Raw genomic sequence first — 21717 nt, 5'->3', positions numbered from 1 at the left:
GAGGAATTCCCGCTCCCAGGGGCTGATCACCTGCATGAAGGTTTCGAATTCGCCACGCTTCACGCCGGCATAAAGCCCGATGAACTCGGCGCCGAAGACTTCCTCGAAGGCCGGTTCGTCTTCAAGCAGAGCCACGGCTTCCAGCAGGCCGCGCGGCAGGTCGATCGAGCCTTCATTGGCGGCATCCTCGGTCGGCGCCGTCGGCTCGATTTCCTTCATGATGCCAAGCAGGCCGGAGGCGAGCGAAGCGGCGAGCGCAAGATAAGGATTGGCATCCGAACTCGGCAGGCGGTTTTCCACGCGCCGCGCCTGCGGATCGGAAACCGGCACGCGGAAGGCCGTCGTGCGGTTGTCGTAGCCCCAGGCATTGTTGACAGGACAGGACATGTCAGGCTGCAGGCGGCGGTAGGAATTCACATAGGGCGCCAGCATGGCGAGCGCGCTCGGGACGTATTTCTGCATGCCGCCGATGAAGTGGAAGAACTCCTTCGAGGCCGAGCCGTCGGCATTCGAGAAGACGTTCTTGCCCGTCTCGATATTCACCACCGACTGGTGGATATGCATCGCGGAGCCCGCCTGGCCCTGCATCGGCTTGGCCATGAAAGTCGCATAAATATTGTGCTTTAGCGCCGCCTCGCGGATCGTGCGCTTGAACAGGAAGACCTGGTCGGCAAGCTCGATCGGATTGCCGTGGCGGAGGTTGATTTCGAGCTGCGCAGGTCCTTCTTCGTGGATCAGCGTATCGATCTCGAGGCCTTGCTTTTCCGAGAAGTGATAGATGTCGTCGATCAGTTCGTCGAACTCGTTGATGCCGGCGATCGAATAGCCCTGTCCGCCCAGGATCGAACGGCCCGAACGTCCCTTGGGTGGGTGCAGCGGATAGTCCGGGTCGTCATTCTTGGCGACGAGATAGAATTCGATTTCCGGCGCCACGATCGGCTTCCAGCCACGCTCGGCATAGAGGCCGATAATACGCTTCAATACGTTGCGAGGCGTATAGGGAACTTCCTCTCCATCGGAATTGACGATGTCGCAAATGACCTGCGCAGTCGGGTCCGTTTCCCAGGGTACCACGGACAGGGTGGAAAGATCCGGCACGAGCTTCAGGTCGCTGTCACGCGGCTCGTAGCGGAAGCTCTCGGTTTCCTCCGGATATTCGCCTGAGATCGTGTGGCGGTAAATAGCAGAGGGCAGCGCAAGCGATGTGTTGGAGGTGAACTTCGACGTCGGCATCATCTTGCCGCGCGGCACGCCGGCAAGGTCRGGGGTGATACATTCGATATCTTCGATCCCGCGGTCCCGCAGCCAGCGCGCCGCTTCCTTCCAGTTCGCAACACCGCGCAGAGATCCGGGATCAGGAGGGGATTTCTTGGAGGCGGGTACGTTTCTGGCAGGCTTCAGCGTCGTCTTTTTTGGGGACATGACACACCGGGTTGCGTTGATCGTGACGCCATCATAACCAGAGTTTGGCAATTGGCGAGGGGGGCAAAGGCGTTGACATCAGCCCCTTGATGGAAAAAGAAGACGCGATTTTGATAAGGAAAACGGATTTTGCAGCGCAAGAGCGATGTGATCGTCATCGGTGCCGGTGCCGCGGGTATGATGTGCGCCATTCGCGCCGGACAGCGCGGTCGCACCGTGACGCTACTTGATCATGCCCGCGCGCCGGGCGAGAAGATCCGCATTTCCGGTGGCGGTCGCTGCAACTTCACCAATATCAATGCCGGCCCGAAGCATTTTCTCTCCACCAATCCGCATTTCTGCAAGTCGGCGCTTGCCCGTTTCACCCCGACGGATTTCATCGCCATGGTCGATCGTCATGGGATCGCCTGGCATGAAAAGACGCTTGGCCAGCTGTTCTGCGACAACAGCGCCAAGGACATCATCTTCATGCTGCTCGACGAGATGCGTGCGGCAGGTGCCGCATGGCATCTCGGTGTCGAAATAACAGGCGTTGAAAAGACCGAAAGCGGCTTTCGTGTCTCGACATCGGAAGGTCTCTTCGAGGCGGCTTCGCTCGTTATCGCAACGGGCGGAAAATCCATTCCGAAGATGGGAGCGACCGGCTTTGCCTATCGTGTTGCCGAGCAGTTCGGACTTGATGTCACCGAAACGCGCCCCGGTCTTGTCCCTCTGACGCTCGATCCCGTTTTGCTCGAAAGCATCGCGCCGCTGTCCGGCATCTCTGCACCTGCCGAGATCCGCCACGGCAAGACCGCCTTTCGCGAAGCGCTGCTCTTCACCCACCGGGGCCTCAGCGGTCCTGCCATCCTGCAGATATCATCCTGCTGGCGGGAAGGCGACACCATCACCATCGATATCGAACCGGATGTCGATATCGCCGCGCATCTGAAGAAGGCAAAACAGATGAACGGGCGCCAGTCGGCGCAGACCGCACTCGGTGAAATCCTGCCGAAGCGTCTGGCGCAATACATCGTCGAACGCGAGGCGGTCGCCGGCAACATGGCCGACCTCTCGGACAAGCTGCTGACCCGACTTGCCGACGCCGCCCAGAACTGGTCCGTCAGGCCCTCCGGCTCCGAAGGTTACCGCACGGCGGAAGTCACACTCGGCGGCATCGATACATCAGCGCTCGATTCCCGCAGCATGCAGGCTAAGACTGTTCCCGGCCTCTATTTCATTGGCGAATGCGTTGACGTCACTGGCTGGCTCGGCGGCTATAATTTCCAGTGGGCGTGGGCCTCCGGTTTTGCGGCCGGTGAGGCATTGTAAACGCTAATATTTGTAGACGTGAAACCTTTCCGGCGATTCAAGACTTCTTAAGATTGCCTGCGCCATCCTGTCTCAATGGCAAGTCGGCAAAGCCGTTCCTAAATTAAGCTTTACCGGCAAGCTGTTTTGTTGGATTGTTGTCTTTGAATAGATGTGAGGTTTCGCAATGAACAGAAACACTCGACGCGCCCGCGCCATCGCAATTGCCCAGGCAAAGCCTGATGCAAAGCTCACTGCCCTGCACTATCTGATGCTCGCCGCCGGCGCGACTGCCGCCAGCATTGCGGTTCTTCTGTCCCACTTCATCTGATCCCATCGCAGCTTGAAATGGAAGTTTCCGATATCGCGACTGCCATGTCGCGGTTTTGCGGCGCGCAATTTGCAACTATTGTGCGATCTTCGATAATGCGCTCTTACCGCTTATCCGAAAATTAATATCTAATCTGACACATTGTAGACGAATATTTGGGTGTTTCCGGTCTCGCCGGAAATGAACTGGCAATGATTGCCGCCCGCATCAGGGTCTCCCAGTTGTTTAGTAGATCAGCTCGATATGCACCCGGCTGGCGCCAGAAGGCTGCCTGCGGGAGGAGTGGTGTATGAAAGGCACGACGCGCCATGTTCATTGATAAGATTCTTTCTCGCTTCAAGATTCAGACCAAGGTTCTGATCTTCGTTCTGCCATTCGTCATCACCATTTCAGCCGTCGGTCTGACCGGTCTTTATGCCTCCGGGCTGCTGCAAGGCCGCATGGAGATTTCCAACAGCGTTCTCCAGTCGCTGAGCGGGTTCAAGGATCTCTACGCCTCGATGGACGACTTCCTGCAGACAACCAACGAGCAGGCGCGCGATAAGCTGTATGCTGATATCAAGACCCAGGGGCAGACGCTGAACGCCACTATGGCGCAGATCGGCGACAATTCCGGTCATGCCAACCTGCAGGCCGCCATCGAGGGCACGAACGGCATTTCGGATACCGTCGGCAAGCTCTGGACCCTGCACGAGCAGGAAATGGCCGTTCGCAAGTCGATCGACGATGCCCAGAAAGTGATGATCACCAACCGCTTCAACGTCAGCTACGACGCCAAGCAGTTGGAAGAGAACGTCCGCACCGATGAAGGCAATGCGACCGCGACGCTGCGCGCAGCCGACCGTCTGCTGAAGGGCGGCGATACGCTGGCAACCGCCATGAATGATTTCAGTAAGGCGCAGACTTCGGCCGACAAGCTGAAAGTCGTGACCGATACGCTTCCTGCGATCGTCAAGGCGCAGCGCATGATCGAAATCTCCGTGCCGCAGAACCAGAAGAGCATGACCCAGTCGATGGCGCAGACCGTCAGCGATCTGAAGGCTCAGGCTGCAGCGCCGGAAGCGGGCACGGATGAGGGCGTTGCCAATCTCGGCCGTCTCGTTTCCCGTTTCCGCCAGATGTCGACTTACACCCAGCTCACCGCCACGCAGATGATGCGCGAGGCGACGACGACGTTCGTGGAGCTCGACAGCCGCATCGCGCAGACCAACTCGGTGCTGGAAGATACGCGGCGCCTTGAAAGCTCCATCTATTCGCTGCAGCTCGTGCTTGCCGATTTCAACGCCAAGCCGAACAAGGAAAATCGCGTCCGTCTCAACCAGGAAATCGCGACGCTCAACACCATGCTGAACACCCTCCAGGCAAGTGCCAAGGGTATGAATTTCGCCGGTGACATCGTTGACGCGATTTCGCCTGCTCTCGTCTCGATGGAAAAGGGCGCGCAATCCCTCGTCGATGTGATCAATCAGCGCACGACCGATTATGTCGCCGCGCGGCAGCAGCTCGACGGCGTCTGGGGACAGTTGACCAGCTTCGCGGAAGAGCAGAAGCAGACCGCCGGCACCGAGCGGGATCAGGCCAACAGCATCTCCGTCGGCACCACTGCGCTCGGCATCCTGGTGTCCATCGTCGGTGGCATTGCCCTCGTGCTGACGCTCCAGCGGCCGATCGCCCAGATCACCGCAGCCATGCGCCGCATCGCCGAAGGTGCGCTCGACACAAACATCTCCGGCGAGAAGCGTTCCGATGAAATCGGCGACATTGCCCGCGCACTCGGCATCTTCAAGGAAAATGCCATCTCCAAGATCCGTATCGAGGAGCAGAGCGACGAAGAGCGTCAGGCCGCCGAGCACGAGCGTCAGCGCAACGATGCCGAAAAGCAGGAGATGGATCGCCAGATCGAATATGCCGTCAACCAGCTTGCTGCCGGTCTCGAGCGCATGTCGCAGGGCGATATCTCGACGACGATCGAGACGCCCTTCATCGGCCGTCTCGAACAGCTCCGTCAGGATTTCAACGGCTCGATGATGCGCCTGCAGGCCACGATGAGCCAGATCCGCGACAACGTCGAGATGATCCAGGGCAACGGCAATCAGATGGCTCAGTCCGCCGAGGATCTTGCCAAACGCACCGAACAACAGGCCGCATCGCTGGAAGAAACTGCCGCCGCCGTCGATGAGATCACCGTCACTGTCCGCTCGTCCGCCGAGCGCGCCAAGGATGCCGACCAGATCGTTCGCCAGGCCAAGCGCAGCGCCGATGACTCCGCCGTCGTCGTCAACAATGCGATCGACGCCATGGGCCGCATCGAGGATGCGTCGCGCCAGATCGAGCAGATCATCGGCGTCATCGACGAGATCGCTTTCCAGACCAACCTCCTGGCGCTCAACGCCGGCATCGAAGCCGCCCGCGCTGGTGAAGCCGGCAAGGGTTTTGCCGTCGTTGCCATGGAAGTCCGCGAGCTTGCCCAGCGCTCTGCCGCTGCCGCGCAGGAAATCAAGGGCCTCATCAACAAGTCGACGAACGAGGTGAATTCCGGTTCGCAGTTCGTACAGGAAACCGGCACGGTTCTCGCCAAGATCAGCGCCCAGATCGTCACGATCAGCCAGCATGTCGAAATGATCGCCCGCGCCAGCCACGACCAGTCGAGTGCGCTGCAGGGAGTCAATTCCACCGTCAACCAGATGGACCAGATGACCCAGCAGAACGCCGCGATGGTGGAAGAGACCACCGCCGCAAGCCGCGAACTGGCAAACGAGGCGGACGCGCTGTTGCATCTTGTGCAGCAGTTCAAGATCGACGGCGACAGCGACATGCAAGTCTACCGCGCCGCTTGAGCAGGATTTTCGCGGATCTTAAATGGCCCCGTTTCGGGGCCATTTGTCTTTCCGAGAAAATCACGCGATGATTTTGTAAGAATTCGGCAGATTGAAAGTTTTTCGCGTCGATACCAGAAAACCGTCTTCCAATGGCGGCGCGTTAACAGCAGCAGAAGAAATGGAATGCTACGGCCGAAGAAGGTTAAGAGAAAATTTTCCTTAACGTTTATCAATTAACTTGGCGCTGGTTGTACCCGCCAGGAGTTGTTGATGCCGCGTTTCTTTTCCACGTCCATTGTGCGCCAGATCGTTGCGATCACGCTGCTTCTGCTTGCGGTCAGCACCGCGGCGATTGTCGGCGTGACCTATTACAATCTCGGCAGCTATGTCATGGAGAGTGCGGTATCCGACGCAAAGGATGCAAGCCGCTCGATGGCGGTCCTCTACGGAGCAAGCGATAGCAATGTCCGCATCGACGTGAAGGATAATATGCTTTCCGGCGTCGCCGAAGACAAGATCCCGGCCTTTGCGGATTACTCACTCGTCGACCGTACGGCGCAGTCGATTGCCGGCGTCGCCACCATCTTCGAAAAGCAGGAAAACGATTACGTCCGCGTCTCCACCAACGTAAAGAAGGAAAACGGCGACCGTGCCGTCGGCACCAAGCTCGCCGTGGATCACCCCGCCCAGCCTGTGCTCGCACAAGGTAACGCCTATTATGGTCCGGCGGACCTCTTCGGCCGCAAGTTCATGACGGGGTACTTCCCGATCAAGAATCCGTCCGGTGCGACGATCGGAATCCTCTTCATCGGCATACCCATGGAAGTCTACTACGAGCGGATGAACCATCTGCAGATGCTGGTTCTCAGCGTCGGCCTTGTGGTGATGCTGCTCGTCGGTGTGTTCGCATCCTATGCAATCCGCCGCTCCATAAAGCCGATGCTGGCACTGACATCGAGCGTCCACGCCATTTCGTCGGGCGATCTCGTCAGTGCCATCCCCTGCGTCGAAAAGAAGAACGAATTCGGTGAGATCGGCCGTGCCCTTGCTCTCTTCCGCGACAGCGCGATGGCGCGCCAGGAACTGGAAACGCAGGCCGCCGAACAGCGCGCCCTGAACGATTCCGAGCGCAGCCGCAACGACGCGGAGAAGCGCACGCTCGACGGCCAGATCGATTTTGCCGTCGATCAGCTTGCCGCCGGTCTCGGCCGCCTGTCACAGGGCGACGTCTCACAGACCATCGAAACGCCCTTTGTCGGCCGGCTCGAACAGCTCCGCATGGACTTCAACAGCTCGCTTTTGCGCCTTCAGGATACGCTCACGCGCATTCGAGCGAGCGCCGCTTCCATCCAGCGCAACAGTGGCTCGGTTTCGGCTTCGGCTGACGAACTCTCCAGGCGCACGGAATCCCAGGCCGCAAGCCTGGAGGAAACGGCCGCCGCCGTCGAGGAGATCACCGTCACGGTTCGCTCTTCCGCCGAGCGCGCGCATGAGGCAAACAACGTTGTTGCGGCGACCAAGCGGACGGCCGACAGTTCCGGAGCCGTCGTCAGTGACGCGGTCGCTGCCATGAGCCGCATCGAGAACGCCTCGCAGCGTATCGAGCAGATCATCGTCGTCATCGACGATATCGCCTTCCAGACAAACCTGCTCGCATTGAACGCCGGCGTCGAAGCGGCGCGCGCCGGTGAGGCCGGAAAGGGCTTTGCCGTCGTTGCCCAGGAAGTACGTGAACTTGCACAGCGCTCCGCAACTGCCGCCAAGGAGATCAAGACGCTGATCGACCAGTCGACGCGCGAGGTCAATGCCGGTTCCGAGCTCGTGCAGAAGACCGGCAGCGTGCTCGCTTCGATCAGCCATGAGATCATCGCGATCAGCGGTCACGTCGAGACCATCGCCACGGCGAGCCGCGACCAGTCGGCCGCCCTCCAGGATGTCAACAGCTCTGTCAACGCCATGGACCAGATGACCCAGAAGAATGCGTCCATGGTCGCGGAAGCCACCCAGGCAAGCCGTATGCTAGCCGAAGAGGCTGATATGCTGATGGCGCTCATCGAGCAGTTCCGCCTTGCCGAAAGCGCAGCAGGTCATGGCCGCGCGAGACAGGCGGCCTGACATCCGCATTCGTCTTCCACCGACCGCACCTTTGGGCGACCGGTGGCCTTGTCTGCCGGCAGTGTCAGCCAGGCTGCAATTTGCACCAGGAAGCTGCTCCCAGCTTTGTTGTAAAAGGCGTCCTCTTCCCTTATCCGATCGCGTCTTGTTTGCTGCAGCAATGTTGCTCGCTGCATTCGGCCGGCAATGTCTGCGATTATGAGATTATCGATCATCGTGATGCCCTCTCGTTTATGGACATCAATTGATCTACACATCAAAATTCGCTTCTTGAACAAGTAGATTCCCATTATGTTTTTCATTCATGAAAAACAGCAATTGGGACTCCTATCAGCTTTTCCTGCAGGTCGCCCGCACCGGTGGCCTGACGGGCGCAAGCGCTGCCACCGCTCTCAGCCCAGCGACGATCGGCCGGCGCATGCTCGATCTCGAACAGGAACTCGGCCGCGCCCTGTTCCACCGCAGCCAGACCGGCTACCGCCTGACATCAGATGGGCAGACTCTCGTCGATCATCTGCTAGAGATGGAAGCGGCCGCCCGCAAGGTGGAGGTTTGGCGGCAATCGGCTGACGGCGGCGCCACCGTCAGGATTGCTGCCGGCACCTGGATATCCTGGCTGCTCACGGAGAATTTTGCGGCAATCCGCACGCCGGGCGATGCGTTCTCAATCTCTTTGACGATCGGCGAAGCGCGGGCGAACCTGAACTACCGTGAAAGTGATATCGGTATCCGGGCTTTCGAGCCGGAGGAAAGCAATCTCGCCGCCCGTCTGCTGGGCGAGGTCGCCTATGCCATCTATATCAGGCGCAATGCCAACCAGGACGATCTCAGATGGATCGCCGTCGGCGAGGAGGATGCGATCTCCGCCTATCTGCGCTGGCCATACCGGAATGCTCGATCCGCGATCGTCGCAACGCTCAACCGTCCGCGCTCCCTGCCGGATCTGGTGCGTGCCGGCGTCGGCAAGGCAGTGCTTCCCTGTTTCGTCGGCGATCTCGATCCAGAGCTCGAACGTTGCGGCGGCGAGTTGCCGGAACTGCGCCATCGCCAATGGATCGTCATGAATGCCGAGGATCGCCACCGTCCGGAAATCCGCACGGTCGCCGACCGGATGACGAAGCTTTTGAAAAGTTACACGGATCTCTTCGCCGGCAAGCGCGCCAGCCGCGGGTAGCTGGACATGTTCTACGGCATCAGCCAGCGCACGAGCCCCACCTGGCTGTTTACGCCGAGCTTCGAATAGATGTTCTTCAGATGCGAGCGTGCAGTCTCGTAGCTGACATCGTTCGTCCGCGCGACTTCGCGCAGCGACAGGCCAGCAGCGATACCGGCAGCGATCCGCATTTCCGCCGCGGTCAGCTGGTCGATGCGGGGCAGMGTATCTTTGAAATCAGGGCGCAGTGGCAGGTTCATCCGCTCGATGATCAGCGCCGCTGTCGGTCCCTCGAGAAATTCGGTGATGAAATCCGACTGCATTTTCACCAGCGTGCATTTGAAGCTGGTATTTTTCATCCTGATCACCGTGCTCGCGGGCGGCAATGCGTGGAGATGGTGGCGCAACAGGGCCGACAGGCGGGAAGCAAGTGCATTGTCGTTGACGATGATCCTCCCGGTTGTGCTCACGCCGATCGCTTCGCCCTCGGCGATCATCTGTTCGGCCGCGCTGTTGATGGAACGGATGGTCTGATCCTCGCCGATATAGACGATGCCGACGCCGATCGCGTCGAAGAGCGACAGCCCGTTTTCGTTATGGTGGGGGTCGCTATGCTCGCGGCGGATGAAGTCGAAGGCGCGCCGCAGATGCGGCGCGAGATCGCTGAGGAGCTCGGCATTGCTGCGATTGAAGTCCGGATCGGAAGAGGAGGTCAGTGTCGATAGATTGAAGGAGCGGCCACGCTCCCGCATGATCGTCACGCCGACACTGCTCTCACAGCCGATCCAGCGGATGTAGTCATTGTAGAATTCCGTCTTCAGAAGCTGCTCCCGCGGCAGCATCTGATCGGCGATCACGCCAAGGCCGATTGGCCGGGTGGCAGCGCGCGGCATCCACGGGTTAATGGCGGCGTAATAGCGGTTATAGGCCTCGGTTTCTGCGTTTTCGAGGCCCGAGGACAGGGAAAGCCCACCGGTTCGCGCGATGGCATCGTGAAAAAACAGCGTGGACTTGGCGTCCGGCATTGTCGCGGTGAGGGCGTCGAGAAAGGCTTGCCACGACGTCTCGCCAAAGAGCGCGCCGTAGATCAGATCGGTCAGAACTTCGAGTTTTGCGTGCGGCGAACCGGGCATATGCAGTTCCGTGCGAAGAGATACTCAATTATGCCGCGACTCCGCTGTGCTGACAATTGCGCCAAATAGCGTAGGTCCGGCGCTAGGACGCCGGACCCTATTCTCAGTTTCTTTTTGCGACGATGACCGGGATCAACAGATCCCCCCAGTTGCCGTCGCCGCCGTGATGCCGGGCGGAGCGCACCAGCTCGACCGAAACGCCAGCCTCGACGGCCTTCATCACCGATTGATTCAGCCTGTGCAGATCATTGGCGAGCATGCGGGTCACCGTCTGCTGGTCGTCCGTCATGCTGCTTGCCTGTTCTTCCGTCCGTTCGCGGACGCGCGCAATGGATGCCATGTCGTTTCCTCCTCTACTCGGCAGCCGGTTTGAACTGGGCGTGTTCGGTCGATTCCCCCATGGCCGTCGTTGAAGCCCGGCCGCCTGATATCGCCAGCGATACCGCGTCGAAATAGCCCGTACCGACTTCACGCTGATGCTTGGTGGCGGTGTAGCCGCGCACTTCGGCCGCGAATTCCGCCTGCTGCAGCTCGCAATAGGCTTCCATCTGCCGCTCGCGATAGCCGCTGGCGAGTTCATACATGCCGTAATTCAGCTGGTGGAAGCCGGCCAGCGTGATGAACTGGAACTTGTAGCCCATGGCCCCGAGCTCGCGCTGGAATTTGGCGATGGTCGCATCGTCGAGATTTTTCTTCCAGTTGAAGGATGGTGAGCAATTATAGGCGAGCAGCTTGCCGGGGTGTACCTTGTGTACGCCTTCGGCAAAGCGACGCGCCTGCTCCAGATCCGGCTTCGACGTTTCGCACCAGATGAGGTCGCAATGCGGCGCGTAGGCGATGGCGCGCGCGATGCAGGGCGTGAGCCCGTTTCGCACCTGGTAGAAACCCTCGACCGTGCGGCCAGCATCATAGTCGACGAAGGGCTGGTCGCGCTCATCGATATCGGATGTCAGGAGCTTGGCAGCCTCCGCGTCGGTGCGGGCAATGACGAGTGTCGCAACACCCATGACATCGGCTGCAAGCCGTGCGGCATCGAGGTTGCGGATATGGGCGGCGGTCGGGATCAATACCTTGCCGCCGAGATGGCCGCATTTCTTCTCCGACGCCAGCTGATCCTCGAAGTGAACGCCGGCAGCCCCCGCCTCGATATAGGCCTTCATGATCTCGAAGGCGTTGAGCGGCCCGCCGAAGCCGGCCTCGGCATCGGCGACGATGGGCGCAAACCACGTTTCGACCGAAAGCCCGTTGGCTTCAGCCGTTTCGATCTGGTCGGCGCGCTGCAGCGTGCGGTTGATGCGCTTTGCAAGCTCCGGCCCCGCATTGGCCGGATAGAGCGATTGATCCGGATACATCGCCGATGCCGTGTTGGCGTCGGCCGCGACCTGCCAGCCCGAGAGGTAGATCGCCTTCAGTCCGGCGCGCACCATCTGCATGGCCTGATTGCCGGAGAGTGCGCCGAGCGCATTGACGAAATTCTCTTCATGCAAAAGGTGCCAGAGGCGGGCCGCGCCCATCTCGGCCAGCGTATGGCGCAGCGCTAGCGAGCCGCGCAGCCGCTCTACATCATCAGGCGAATAAGGTCTCTCGATACCGTCGAAGCGTCCCTTGGGTATATTGCCGATGAGCTTGTTAAAATCTGTCATACCAGTCTCCTCTTTAATTTCCAACGATTGAGCGCTGATGACAGGATTTACAAAATTGGTCGAACTATCMAGAAAAACCTTTGATTCCAAGCTGAGAAAGAGGTTAGGATGAGAAGGATTTACAGAGCAGTTTGAAATTTTGTAAATATTTGTAAATCTAGAATGTAAAGGATGTGACATGGCGGAACGGAAGGTATTTGCGGGGCCGAAAGTCAGGCGCATCCGCAATGCGCTGGCGCTGACACAGACCGCGATGGCCGAAGCTCTGGAAATCTCGCCTTCCTATCTGAACCTCATCGAACGCAACCAGCGCCCCCTGACGGTGCAGCTGCTGTTGAAGCTCTCTGCCGTCTACCGCGTCGACCTTGAAGAACTGCGGGGCGAAACTGCCGGTGGCCTCGGTCAGTTGAAGGAGGTTTTCGCCGATCCTTTGCTGGCTGGTGAACTGCCGGGCGATCAGGAGCTTGTCGAGGTAGCGGATGTCGCGCCCAATGCGGCGGGTGGCATGATCAAACTCTATCGCGCCTATCGCGAGCAGGCTGCCCGGCTTTCTGACCTGACTGCTTTGATAGCAGGCGACGGCCATGCGGCAGTCGCTCCGGGTCGGCTGCCCCTGGACGAGGTGAAGGAGGTGCTGGAGCGCCGCTCCGCCTATTTCGCCGGGATCGAGGAGGCGGCAGAAAATTTTGCGAATGGGCTCGCTGCAGGCAGCAGCCTGAAGGACTGGTTGAAGAACGAGCGCGGCATCAGCGTTCGCATCCTTCCCGTCCATGTAATGCCGGATCTTCGCCGCCGGTTCGACCGTCATTCGATGCGCCTCTTCCTGTCCGAGCGTCTTTCGGCAGCCGATCAGGCACAGGAAATAGCGATCGAGGTGGCAAGGCTGGTTCTGCTGCCCCAGATCGAAGCCGAGCTTGGGGATCTGCCATTGTCGTCCGACGAGGCCCGGCGCATCGCCCGCTTCGAGCTGACCCGCAGCGCTGCTCTGGCCTTGATGATGCCCTACGGCGCCTACCTTCTTGCCGCGCAGAGCACCCGCTATGACATCGATCTCATCCGCGCCCGCTTTGGTATGTCCTTCGCCCAAGCTGTATCGCGTCTCGTCATGCTGCAGCGTGCCGGCGCTGGAGGCATTCCCTTTTTCCTCATGGAGATCGATGYCGCTGGCCATGTCATCCGCAGGGCTGGAGCGCAGGGCTTTCCGCACGCGCGCTTCGGCGGCAACTGTCCGAAGCTTAATGTTCACATGGCCTTTCTGGAGCCGGGTAGAGTACTGGCCGAGACGGTCGCCATGCCTGACGGTTCGACTTTTCTGACGGTGGCGCGCACGCTCGAAGGGCCGGTTGTGGAATTCGGCGAACGGGTGCGGCGCACGGCAGTGCTGCTCGGCTGCGACACTGCTTTGCGCGACAGTCTGGTTTACGGCCGAAGTGATGCTTCGCCGGTCGCGATCGGTCCCGCCTGTCGCCTCTGCGAGAGACGCGGCTGCCTTTCGCGCGCCGAACCGCCGGTCACGCGTCCACTCGCCCTGGACGAGACTGCTGCTGGCTTCGGTGCCTTCGATTTTCAGTGATTGTGAAATCATTGACACTGCAGGATTTTACGCTTGTCGGCTCCGAAAATCCTTTCTAGTCTGCAGCAAAACCAGAGGGAATAAGAGGTGTCCGGGGGCGCGATACCTTTACAAACAGGAGATATCATGAGGTCGAGAATCGCCAACCTGACGGCAGTTGCCGTTGTCGCTCTCCTTGCCGCCGCTCCGGCCTTCGCCCAGGAGCGTGTGGTCAACGTCTACAACTGGTCCGATTATATCGACAGTTCGATCCTTGAGGATTTCACCAAGGAGACCGGCATCAAGGTCGTATACGACACTTTCGATTCCAACGAGACCGTGGAAACCAAGCTGCTGGCCGGCGGCACGGGTTATGACGTCGTCGTTCCGACTGCCGACTTCCTGCAGCGCCAGATCCAGGCCGGTGTCTTCCAGAAGCTCGACAAGTCCAAGCTGACGAACCTTTCCAATATGTGGGATGTCATCCAGCAGCGTACCGCCGAATATGATCCCGGCAATGAATACGCGGTCGATTACATGTGGGGCACCGACGGTATCGGTTACAATGTCAAGAAAGTCGCCGAAATCCTTGGACCTGATGTCAAGCCCGGCCTCGAAGTGATCTTCGATCCGAAGGTCGCCGAAAAGTTCAAGGACTGCGGCATTTACGTGCTCGACACGCCGAAAGACGTGATGACGACGGCACTGCGTTATCTCGGCCTCGACCCGAATTCCACCAAACCGGAGGATTTCAAGAAAGTCGAGGAACTGCTGACGGCAGTTCGCCCCTACATCCGCAAGTTCCACTCGTCAGAATATATCAATGCGCTTGCCAATGGCGACATCTGCATTGCCTTCGGCTATTCCGGCGACATGCTGCAGGCCCGCGACCGTGCGGCCGAAGCCAACAATGGCGTCGAGGTCAACTACTCGATTCCTGGGCAGGGCGCCCAGATGTGGTTCGATATGATGGCGATCCCCGCCGATGCCAAGCATGTGGCTGAAGCGCATGAGTTCCTGAACTACATGATGAAGCCGGAAGTCATCGCCAAGGCGAGCGACTACACCTTCTATGCCAACGGCAACAAGGCCTCCCAGCAGTTCGTCAGCAAGGGCGTGCTGGAAGATCCGGCCGTTTATCCGACTGATGATGTGATGAAAGGCCTCTTCACCGTCAGGCCGTGGGATCCGAAGACCCAGCGCTCGGCGACGCGAATCTGGACGAAGGTCGTTACCGGCCAGTGATTTTGGTCAGGCCCGGACGGAAACGTCCGGGCCTTTCAATTCCCGGCCCGGGTGGAGGCCGACTGAAACCTTGTATTTTCGGGGAATAATATGAAGTCTCTCGGCAATATCCGCCGCGCATTCGCGCCCTGGACCGATCCGTCTGCAAAACCCTTCATTGCTTTCAAGAATGTCACCAAGCGCTTCGGTGACTTTACCGCCGTCAACGATCTGTCGCTGAACATCTATCATCGCGAGTTTTTCGCGCTGCTCGGCGCGTCGGGATGCGGCAAGTCCACGCTGCTGCGCATGCTCGCCGGTTTCGAACAGCCGTCATCGGGCGAGATCGTTCTCGACGGCACCGACCTCTCGGGCACGCCGCCCTACAAGCGGCCGGTCAACATGATGTTCCAGTCCTACGCTCTTTTCCCGCATATGACGGTCGAGAAGAACATCGCCTTCGGCCTCAAGCAGGACGGCATGTCGAAGGACGAGATGGCCGAGCGCGTGTCGCAGATGCTGAAGATGGTGAAGCTCGAACAATTTGCGTCCCGCAAACCGAACCAGCTGTCCGGTGGCCAGCGGCAGCGCGTGGCACTCGCTCGCTCGCTCGCCAAGCGTCCGAAAGTGCTGTTGCTCGATGAGCCGCTCGGCGCGCTCGACAAGAAGCTGCGCGAGGAAACGCAGTTCGAACTGATGGACCTGCAGCAGAGCCTTGGCCTGACTTTCGTCGTCGTCACGCATGATCAGGAAGAGGCGATGACCATGGCCGACCGCATAGCCGTCATGAGCCATGGCAAGGTGGTGCAGGTCGCGACACCGGCCGAAATCTACGAGGCGCCGAATTCGCGCTTCGTTGCCGATTTCATCGGCGATGTGAATATTTTCGACGGCAAGGTGACGGCAGCGTCAAACGGTGCCGTCGAGATCGCTGTCGAAAGCGGTTTTACGGTGCGCACGGCTTCGGCCGAGACGCCCGCCACAGGGGCAGCACTCGGCTTTGCCATCCGCCCGGAGAAGATCCGCGTAACACGCGCCGCACCGGCAAATGCCGCGGTCAATGCAGCCAGGGGCGAACTCTGGGACATCGCCTATCTCGGTGACATGACGGTCTTCCACGTGCGGCTCCCGAGCGGCAAGACAGTCAAGGCTTCCTCTCTCAATGCGCAGCGCTCCGTCGAGGACCCCTTCACCTACGATCAGGAAGTCTGGGTTTCCTTCGCTGAAGATGGCGGCGTGCTGCTGAAGGATTGAGACCATGGGAATATTTGCTTCTCGCTTTTACAGCCGGCTCGTCATCATCATTCCCTATGCCTGGTTGCTGCTCTTCTTCCTGGCGCCGTTCTTCATCGTCTTCCGCATCTCGCTCTCGACGACGGCGATCGCCATCCCGCCTTACGAGCCGGTCTTTTCGCTTGCCGACGGCTGGAGCGGTTTCTGGGAAAAGGCTTCAACCTTTTCCTTCGACAATTATGGCTACCTCACGGACGACCCGCTCTATTTCAACGCGTACCTCTCGAGCGTCGTGATTGCAGGGATTTCGACCTTCCTGATGCTGCTGATCGCCTATCCGATCGCCTATGGAATGGCGCAGGCGCCGCGCACCATCCGCCCGACGCTGCTGATGCTCGTCATCCTGCCGTTCTGGACGAGCTTCCTGATCCGCGTCTATTCCTGGATCGCCATTCTGAAGCCTGAGGGCCTGCTCAACCAGCTTCTCCTGTCGCTACACATCATCGACAGCCCGCTGATCATCCTCAACACCAGCACGGCCGTCTATATCGGCATCGTCTATTCCTATCTGCCCTTCATGGTCTTGCCGCTCTATTCGTCGCTCGAAAAGATGGATGGCACGCTGATCGAGGCGGCTCAGGATCTCGGCTGCACGCCGATCCGAGCCTTCTGGCGTGTCACATTCCCCTTGTCTCTCCCGGGCGTGATCGCCGGCTGCATGCTGGTCTTCATTCCGGCTGTCGGTGAATTCGTCATCCCCGATCTTCTCGGCGGCTCGCAGACGCTGATGATCGGCAAGACGCTCTGGAACGAGTTCAACGCCAACCGGGACTGGCCAGTCTCTTCGGCGGTGGCAACGATCCTGCTTCTGATCCTGGTGATCCCGATCGTGTTCTTCCAGAATGCACAGGCCAGAGCCGAAGAGCGGGGGAGATAAGTCATGCTGAGATGGACCCGCTTCAATATCATCTCCGTGGTGCTCGGTTTCGCCTTCCTCTACCTGCCGATCGTGCTTCTGGTGGTTTTCTCGTTCAATGAATCGAAGCTCGTCACCGTCTGGGGCGGCTTCTCCACCAAGTGGTATGTGTCTCTACTCTCGAACCAGGGCCTGCTCGATGCGGCCTGGGTAACCATCCGCGTCGGCCTATTGTCGGCAACGCTTGCCACCATCCTCGGCACCATGGCGGCACTGACCCTGGTGCGCTTCACGCGCTTCCGCGGGCGCATGCTGTTTTCGGGCATGATCTATGCGCCGCTCGTCATGCCTGACGTCATCACTGGCCTCTCGTTGCTGCTGCTCTTCGTGGCGATCGGTTTCGACCGCGGCTTCTGGACGATCACGCTGGCGCACACGACACTGACCATGTGTTTCGTGGCCGTTGTCGTTCAGTCGCGGCTCCTGAGCTTCGATCAGTCGATCGAGGAAGCCGCCCAGGATCTTGGCGCGCCGCCGGTGCGCACCTTCTTCGAGATCACGCTGCCGATCATTTCGCCGGCCGTGTTTTCCGGCTGGATCCTCGCCTTCACCCTGTCGCTGGACGACCTGGTGATCGCAAGCTTCACATCGGGTCCGGGCGCAACCACGCTGCCGATGAAGATCTACAGTCAGGTTCGTCTCGGCGTGACCCCGGAAATCAATGCGGTCTGCACCATCCTGATCGCCATCGTGACGGTCGGCGTCATCTGCGCATCCATCATCACCAAGCGCCGCGAAGTGCAGCGCGAGCGCGATGAAAGGGCTGCGGCCGCGACTGCTTAAGGCTGGGTTTTCGCCGGTGCGCTGAGCAGCGGCACCGGCGAAATGACCGGGTTCGGCCACGAGCCGCCGATAAAGAAGGGCAGGAGCGGCAGATCGACCGCTCTTGCCGGATCAGTCGCTTCCAGCGAGCCGGAGAGTGCAAGCCCGTTCGATTGATAGGTGACGATGCCGGACAGGGTCAGCGTCTGGTCGGAACCGGCAAAACGYGCATCGTGGATTTCGGCGGTGCCATTGGCAAAGTCGGCCTGAAGATCGAGCTTGTTGAAGGCGAAGGCCCCGTTTGCGGCGGCGCTCAGCGGGAAGAACGGCTTCTGCGCTGCCTGTGTCCGGATTGCGGAGACATCGACGCCGGGGATGGTGCCCGCCGTCGTCCAGAATCTGAGCTTGCCGGTCACATCGGCAAGTCCCGTCGTCCAGATCGCCTTCGGTGTCTCCAGCGAAAGATCGAGTGAGCCGCTCGCATGCGGCAGCGGCCCCTTGAGCTGCAATTTCTCGGCAAGTGCATTGAAATCCGCATCACGGATCGAAAGCTGCAGCTTACCGCCACCATCGAAATCGCGGCGGGTCGCCTCCAGATGGGCAGTCATTTCGCCGCCCTCGAACTGGCTGTCGCCGATATCGAACTTCGCTTCCTCGCCGGCAACGATCACGCTGGCGCCGACATCCGCAAGCGAGAAGATACCCATCTGCGCCTGTCGTGCAGAAAGCCGCACGTCGAGATCAAGGAGTTGCAGCGGTCCGATGGGGCTCTGCACGAGCAAATCGCCCAGGCCTCCGGCGGCAAGCCGCAGTGCAAAGGCGTCGAGGAACGGCTTGAGGTTCATCTGGTCGAAGGCAAGCGTCCCGCCGATTTTCGGCCGCTTGCCGGGCGTGACGGTGAAATCCATAACGCCGGTCGCGCTCGCATCGTTCAGTGTCATACTGACATTGTTGAAGCGGAAACCGTTGGACGCCGAGGTCACATCCGAGGTCATCGATGCGCTCTTCAGCGACTCGATCCCCGGCATCGGTTTGCCGGACCATTTCAGGAGGGCGGGCACATCCGGAAAGCTGGCGCTGAAATTGCCGGATACCGCCGAAAGGCTCACCATGCTGCCGACGCCCTGGAAACGCGCGGTCATCAGATTGGAGGCGATCGAGGCCTTCATCTCCGCATTTTTGCCGGCGAAGACGAGCAGTGGCGTGGCCGAGGCAAAGTCGATCTTCAGGTCCTGTGTGTTGAAACGGGCAATGAGGACTGCCGAGATCGCCCTCGACAGCTTCGGCCAGGCGATATCCGCCGCGACGCTGTCGAAATGGTGGACATCGCCCGTCCGCGTATCGGTTATGGTCAGCGTGCCGTCCTCGACCGTCACGGCGCCGATATCGGCGTCGAGCTTCGGATCGAGAACTTCGGTGCCGTTGTCATCCCGCACGCCGCTGATCGCCCGCGCCAGAAGACCGGCATAGCTCCAGTCGATCAGGCCGTTCTCGTCACGCGTCAGCGCGAGGTTGGGCCGCAGCAGGTGGAATTCGTGGAAGCGTGTGCGGCCGCGCAGTGCATCGATCAGGCTGAAATCGGCCGAAAGGCTTTCGATACGGCCGAGCAGCTTGTCGCCGCTTTCGCGCGGTTGGCGGATGGTGACGTCGTTGAGCGTGATGCGCGGCGTCGGCCAGAATTCAAGGACGGGCTTACCCTTGATCTCGGCCTGATAGCCCGTCCACTTCGACAGAGCATCCTCGATGCCGGAGCGGACGAAGCCGGTTGAGATGAGATAGGGGGCGGCGAGCCTGAGTGAGAGGAAGAAGGCAAGCCCGACCAGCAGCACGATGGTGGAGATGCGCGCAAAGGCCGGCAGCCAGCGCGAGGCGGGGCCGATCCTTTTTCGCCATCTGCCTTGTCTTGACGTACCCATGAGCTCCGCCGGAATTTCAGCCGGTTACCCGTTATTTTCTGATTTTGCCGGATATATGAAATACCGGGCATATGCAAATCCCACGCGCCGCGGATCGCGCCGTTGCACACTTTATAACGCATTGCAGCATGATATAAGTCCCGCATTGGGGAGGAGGAATGAATGCAGGAAAAACAGCCGCTTTGGAAGCCCACTGAAGACGCGATCGAAAATAGCCCGATCCACGCCTTCATGCAGCGCTGCAATGAAGACTTCGGTCTCGTCTTGAAAAGCTTTGAGGATCTGCATGCCTGGTCGATCGCCGATCGGGAACGCTTCTGGTCGACCTTGTGGGATTTCTGCGGCGTGAAGGGAGAGCGTGGCGCAGATATTCTCGTGAATGGCGACCGCATGCTGGATGCGCGGTTCTTTCCGCAGGCACGCCTGAACTTCGCTGAAAATCTGCTGAACGGAAGCGGGCAGGGCGATGCCATCATTTTCCGCGGTGAGGACAAGGTCGAAGACCGCTGGTCGTGGGATCGCCTGCGCGCGCTTGTGTCACAGCTCCAGCAGGGCTTTCGTGCACTCGGCATCGGTGAGGGCGATCGCGTCGCCGCCATGATGCCCAATATGCCCGAAACGGTGGCAGCCATGCTGGCGGCCACCTCGATCGGCGCCATTTGGTCGTCCTGTTCGCCTGATTTCGGTGAACAGGGCGTGCTGGACCGTTTCGGCCAGATTGCGCCAAAACTTTTCATCGCATGCGATGCCTATTGGTATAATGGCAAGCTGCAGGATGTGAAGCCGAAGGTGGTGAATGTCGCAAAGAGCCTCGATGCACCGACCATCGTCATTCATTATGCCGGCGATGCAGAAGAGGTCGCGCGCGAAACCGCCGGTGGCAAGACGCTTGCCGAATTCATTGCCCCATATGAGCCGAAATCGGTCGAGTTCGTGCGACTGCCCTTCTCCCATCCGGCCTATATCCTGTTTTCCTCAGGCACAACAGGCGTACCGAAATGCATCGTGCATTCGGCCGGCGGCACATTGCTCCAGCATCTGAAAGAGCATCGCCTCCACTGTGGCCTGCAGACGGGCGACAAGCTTTTCTACTTCACCACCTGCGGCTGGATGATGTGGAACTGGCTGGCAAGCGGCCTTGCCTCCGGCGCTACGCTTTGCCTTTTCGACGGATCGCCTTTCGCGCCCGATGGCAATGTGCTCTTCGACTATGCGGCCGAGGAGAAATTCGCCATCTTCGGGACCTCGGCCAAATATATCGACGCGGTGCGCAAGAGCGGACTGACGCCGCGCACGAGCCATGACCTTTCGAGCCTGCGATTGATCACCTCCACCGGTTCGCCGTTGTCGCCCGAAGGTTTCACCTTCGTCTATGAAGGCATCAAGAAAGACGTTCAACTCGCCTCGATTTCTGGCGGCACGGATATTGTTTCTTGTTTCGTGCTCGGCAATCCGCTGCAGCCCGTCTGGCGCGGCGAGATCCAGGGTGCGGGCCTTGGCCTCGCCGTCGATGTCTGGAATGACGAAGGCAGACCGGTTCGTCAGGAAAAAGGTGAACTGGTTTGCACCAAGGCCTTTCCCTCCATGCCGGTCATGTTCTGGAACGATCCCGACGGCGCCAAATATCGGGCCGCCTATTTCGAACGCTTCGATAATGTCTGGTGCCATGGTGATTTTGCCGAATGGACCGAACATGGCGGCCTGATCATTCACGGTCGCTCGGATGCGACGCTCAATCCGGGCGGCGTGCGCATCGGCACGGCGGAGATCTACAATCAGGTCGAGCAGATGGAAGAAGTGGCTGAAGCGCTCTGTATCGGCCAGGACTGGGATGACGACGTGCGCGTCATACTCTTCGTGCGTCTGTCGCCAGGCATGACGCTGACCGAGGATCTGGCAAAGGCGATCAAGACCCGCATCCGCGTCGGTGCATCGCCGCGCCATGTGCCGGCCAAGATCATTGCGGTCGCAGATATCCCGCGCACCAAGTCCGGCAAGATCGTCGAACTGGCCGTGCGCGAGGTTGTTCATGGCCGGCCGGTGAAAAATCAGGAAGCGCTCGCCAACCCTGAGTCGCTTCAGCTTTTTGCCGGACTGGAGGAGCTGAAGGTTTGACAGAGGAAGCTAAACTACAAGCTTTTGCCGTTG

Annotated in this window: 16 protein-coding genes; 11 read left to right on the top strand and 5 right to left on the bottom strand. The window is 59.7% G+C overall.

Annotated features, from left to right (window positions below):
* On the bottom strand, positions 1 to 1422 hold a 1422-nt coding region (locus tag AC1D35_RS20490; protein ID WP_477939791.1), incomplete at its 3' end, for a glutamine synthetase family protein.
* A gap of 129 nt (positions 1423 to 1551) precedes the next feature.
* Between AC1D35_RS20490 and AC1D35_RS20485 the strand changes: the two genes are divergently transcribed.
* From AC1D35_RS20485 to AC1D35_RS20465, 5 genes are all read left to right on the top strand, one after another.
* Positions 1552 to 2733 (top strand): BaiN/RdsA family NAD(P)/FAD-dependent oxidoreductase, encoded by a 1182-nt coding sequence (locus AC1D35_RS20485; protein ID WP_113311551.1) that lies wholly within the window; start codon positions 1552 to 1554, stop codon positions 2731 to 2733.
* Between the two features lie 166 nt (positions 2734 to 2899).
* The gene (locus tag AC1D35_RS20480; protein ID WP_477836724.1) at positions 2900 to 3043 is read left to right on the top strand and encodes a hypothetical protein; all 144 of its coding nucleotides are present in this window, start codon (positions 2900 to 2902) and stop codon (positions 3041 to 3043) included.
* A gap of 308 nt (positions 3044 to 3351) precedes the next feature.
* Positions 3352 to 5880, top strand: coding sequence for a methyl-accepting chemotaxis protein (locus AC1D35_RS20475; protein WP_113311550.1), 2529 nt, complete (start codon positions 3352 to 3354; stop codon positions 5878 to 5880).
* A 252-nt stretch (positions 5881 to 6132) separates the two neighbouring features.
* Positions 6133 to 7977, top strand: a complete 1845-nt coding sequence (locus AC1D35_RS20470; protein WP_113311549.1) for a methyl-accepting chemotaxis protein — start codon at positions 6133 to 6135, stop codon at positions 7975 to 7977.
* Between the two features lie 304 nt (positions 7978 to 8281).
* On the top strand, positions 8282 to 9151 hold the full coding sequence (locus AC1D35_RS20465) for a LysR family transcriptional regulator (protein ID WP_113311548.1): 870 nt from the start codon (positions 8282 to 8284) through the stop codon (positions 9149 to 9151).
* 11 nt (positions 9152 to 9162) lie between these two features.
* Here the strand turns inward: AC1D35_RS20465 and AC1D35_RS20460 are convergent, their stop codons facing one another.
* From AC1D35_RS20460 to aceA, 3 genes are all read right to left on the bottom strand, one after another.
* Positions 9163 to 10263, bottom strand: a complete 1101-nt coding sequence (locus tag AC1D35_RS20460; protein WP_113311547.1) for a helix-turn-helix domain-containing protein — start codon at positions 10261 to 10263, stop codon at positions 9163 to 9165.
* A 103-nt stretch (positions 10264 to 10366) separates the two neighbouring features.
* Positions 10367 to 10603: an SMc00767 family acetate metabolism repressor gene (locus tag AC1D35_RS20455; protein ID WP_113300706.1), complete on the bottom strand. Its 237-nt coding sequence runs from the start codon at positions 10601 to 10603 to the stop codon at positions 10367 to 10369.
* A gap of 13 nt (positions 10604 to 10616) precedes the next feature.
* Positions 10617 to 11906, bottom strand: a complete 1290-nt coding sequence (gene aceA, locus AC1D35_RS20450; RefSeq protein WP_113311546.1) for an isocitrate lyase — start codon at positions 11904 to 11906, stop codon at positions 10617 to 10619.
* Positions 11907 to 12084: 178 nt separating this feature from the next.
* Here aceA and AC1D35_RS20445 point away from each other — a divergent pair, with 178 nt between their 5' ends.
* From AC1D35_RS20445 to AC1D35_RS20425, 5 genes are all read left to right on the top strand, one after another.
* Positions 12085 to 13479, top strand: a complete 1395-nt coding sequence (locus AC1D35_RS20445) for a helix-turn-helix domain-containing protein (protein ID WP_477939786.1) — start codon at positions 12085 to 12087, stop codon at positions 13477 to 13479.
* Positions 13480 to 13605: 126 nt separating this feature from the next.
* The gene (locus AC1D35_RS20440; protein WP_113300703.1) at positions 13606 to 14703 is read left to right on the top strand and encodes a polyamine ABC transporter substrate-binding protein; all 1098 of its coding nucleotides are present in this window, start codon (positions 13606 to 13608) and stop codon (positions 14701 to 14703) included.
* A 90-nt stretch (positions 14704 to 14793) separates the two neighbouring features.
* Positions 14794 to 15936 carry an ABC transporter ATP-binding protein gene (locus AC1D35_RS20435; RefSeq protein WP_113311544.1) on the top strand — a complete coding sequence of 381 codons (1143 nt, stop codon included), beginning with the start codon at positions 14794 to 14796 and terminating at the stop codon, positions 15934 to 15936.
* Between the two features lie 4 nt (positions 15937 to 15940).
* A complete protein-coding gene (locus AC1D35_RS20430; RefSeq protein ID WP_113311543.1) occupies positions 15941 to 16852 on the top strand; it encodes an ABC transporter permease subunit in 912 nt (303 codons plus the stop codon).
* 3 nt (positions 16853 to 16855) lie between these two features.
* Positions 16856 to 17674, top strand: coding sequence for an ABC transporter permease subunit (locus AC1D35_RS20425; protein ID WP_113300700.1), 819 nt, complete (start codon positions 16856 to 16858; stop codon positions 17672 to 17674).
* On the opposite strand, the gene AC1D35_RS20420 is transcribed toward AC1D35_RS20425, so the two are convergent.
* A complete protein-coding gene (locus AC1D35_RS20420; RefSeq protein ID WP_477939783.1) occupies positions 17671 to 19569 on the bottom strand; it encodes an AsmA family protein in 1899 nt (632 codons plus the stop codon). The two genes, AC1D35_RS20425 and AC1D35_RS20420, sit on opposite strands and share 4 nt — an antisense overlap.
* A gap of 162 nt (positions 19570 to 19731) precedes the next feature.
* Here AC1D35_RS20420 and AC1D35_RS20415 point away from each other — a divergent pair, with 162 nt between their 5' ends.
* Complete coding sequence (locus tag AC1D35_RS20415) at positions 19732 to 21684, top strand: acetoacetate--CoA ligase (RefSeq protein ID WP_113311541.1); 1953 nt, start codon at positions 19732 to 19734, stop codon at positions 21682 to 21684.
* Positions 21685 to 21717 lie beyond the last annotated feature (33 nt).

The organism is Rhizobium sp. P1_E6 (genome assembly GCF_056405875.1).
The sequence above is the reverse complement of the archived record's forward strand: the minus strand, read 5'-3'. Positions and strand labels throughout refer to the sequence as shown.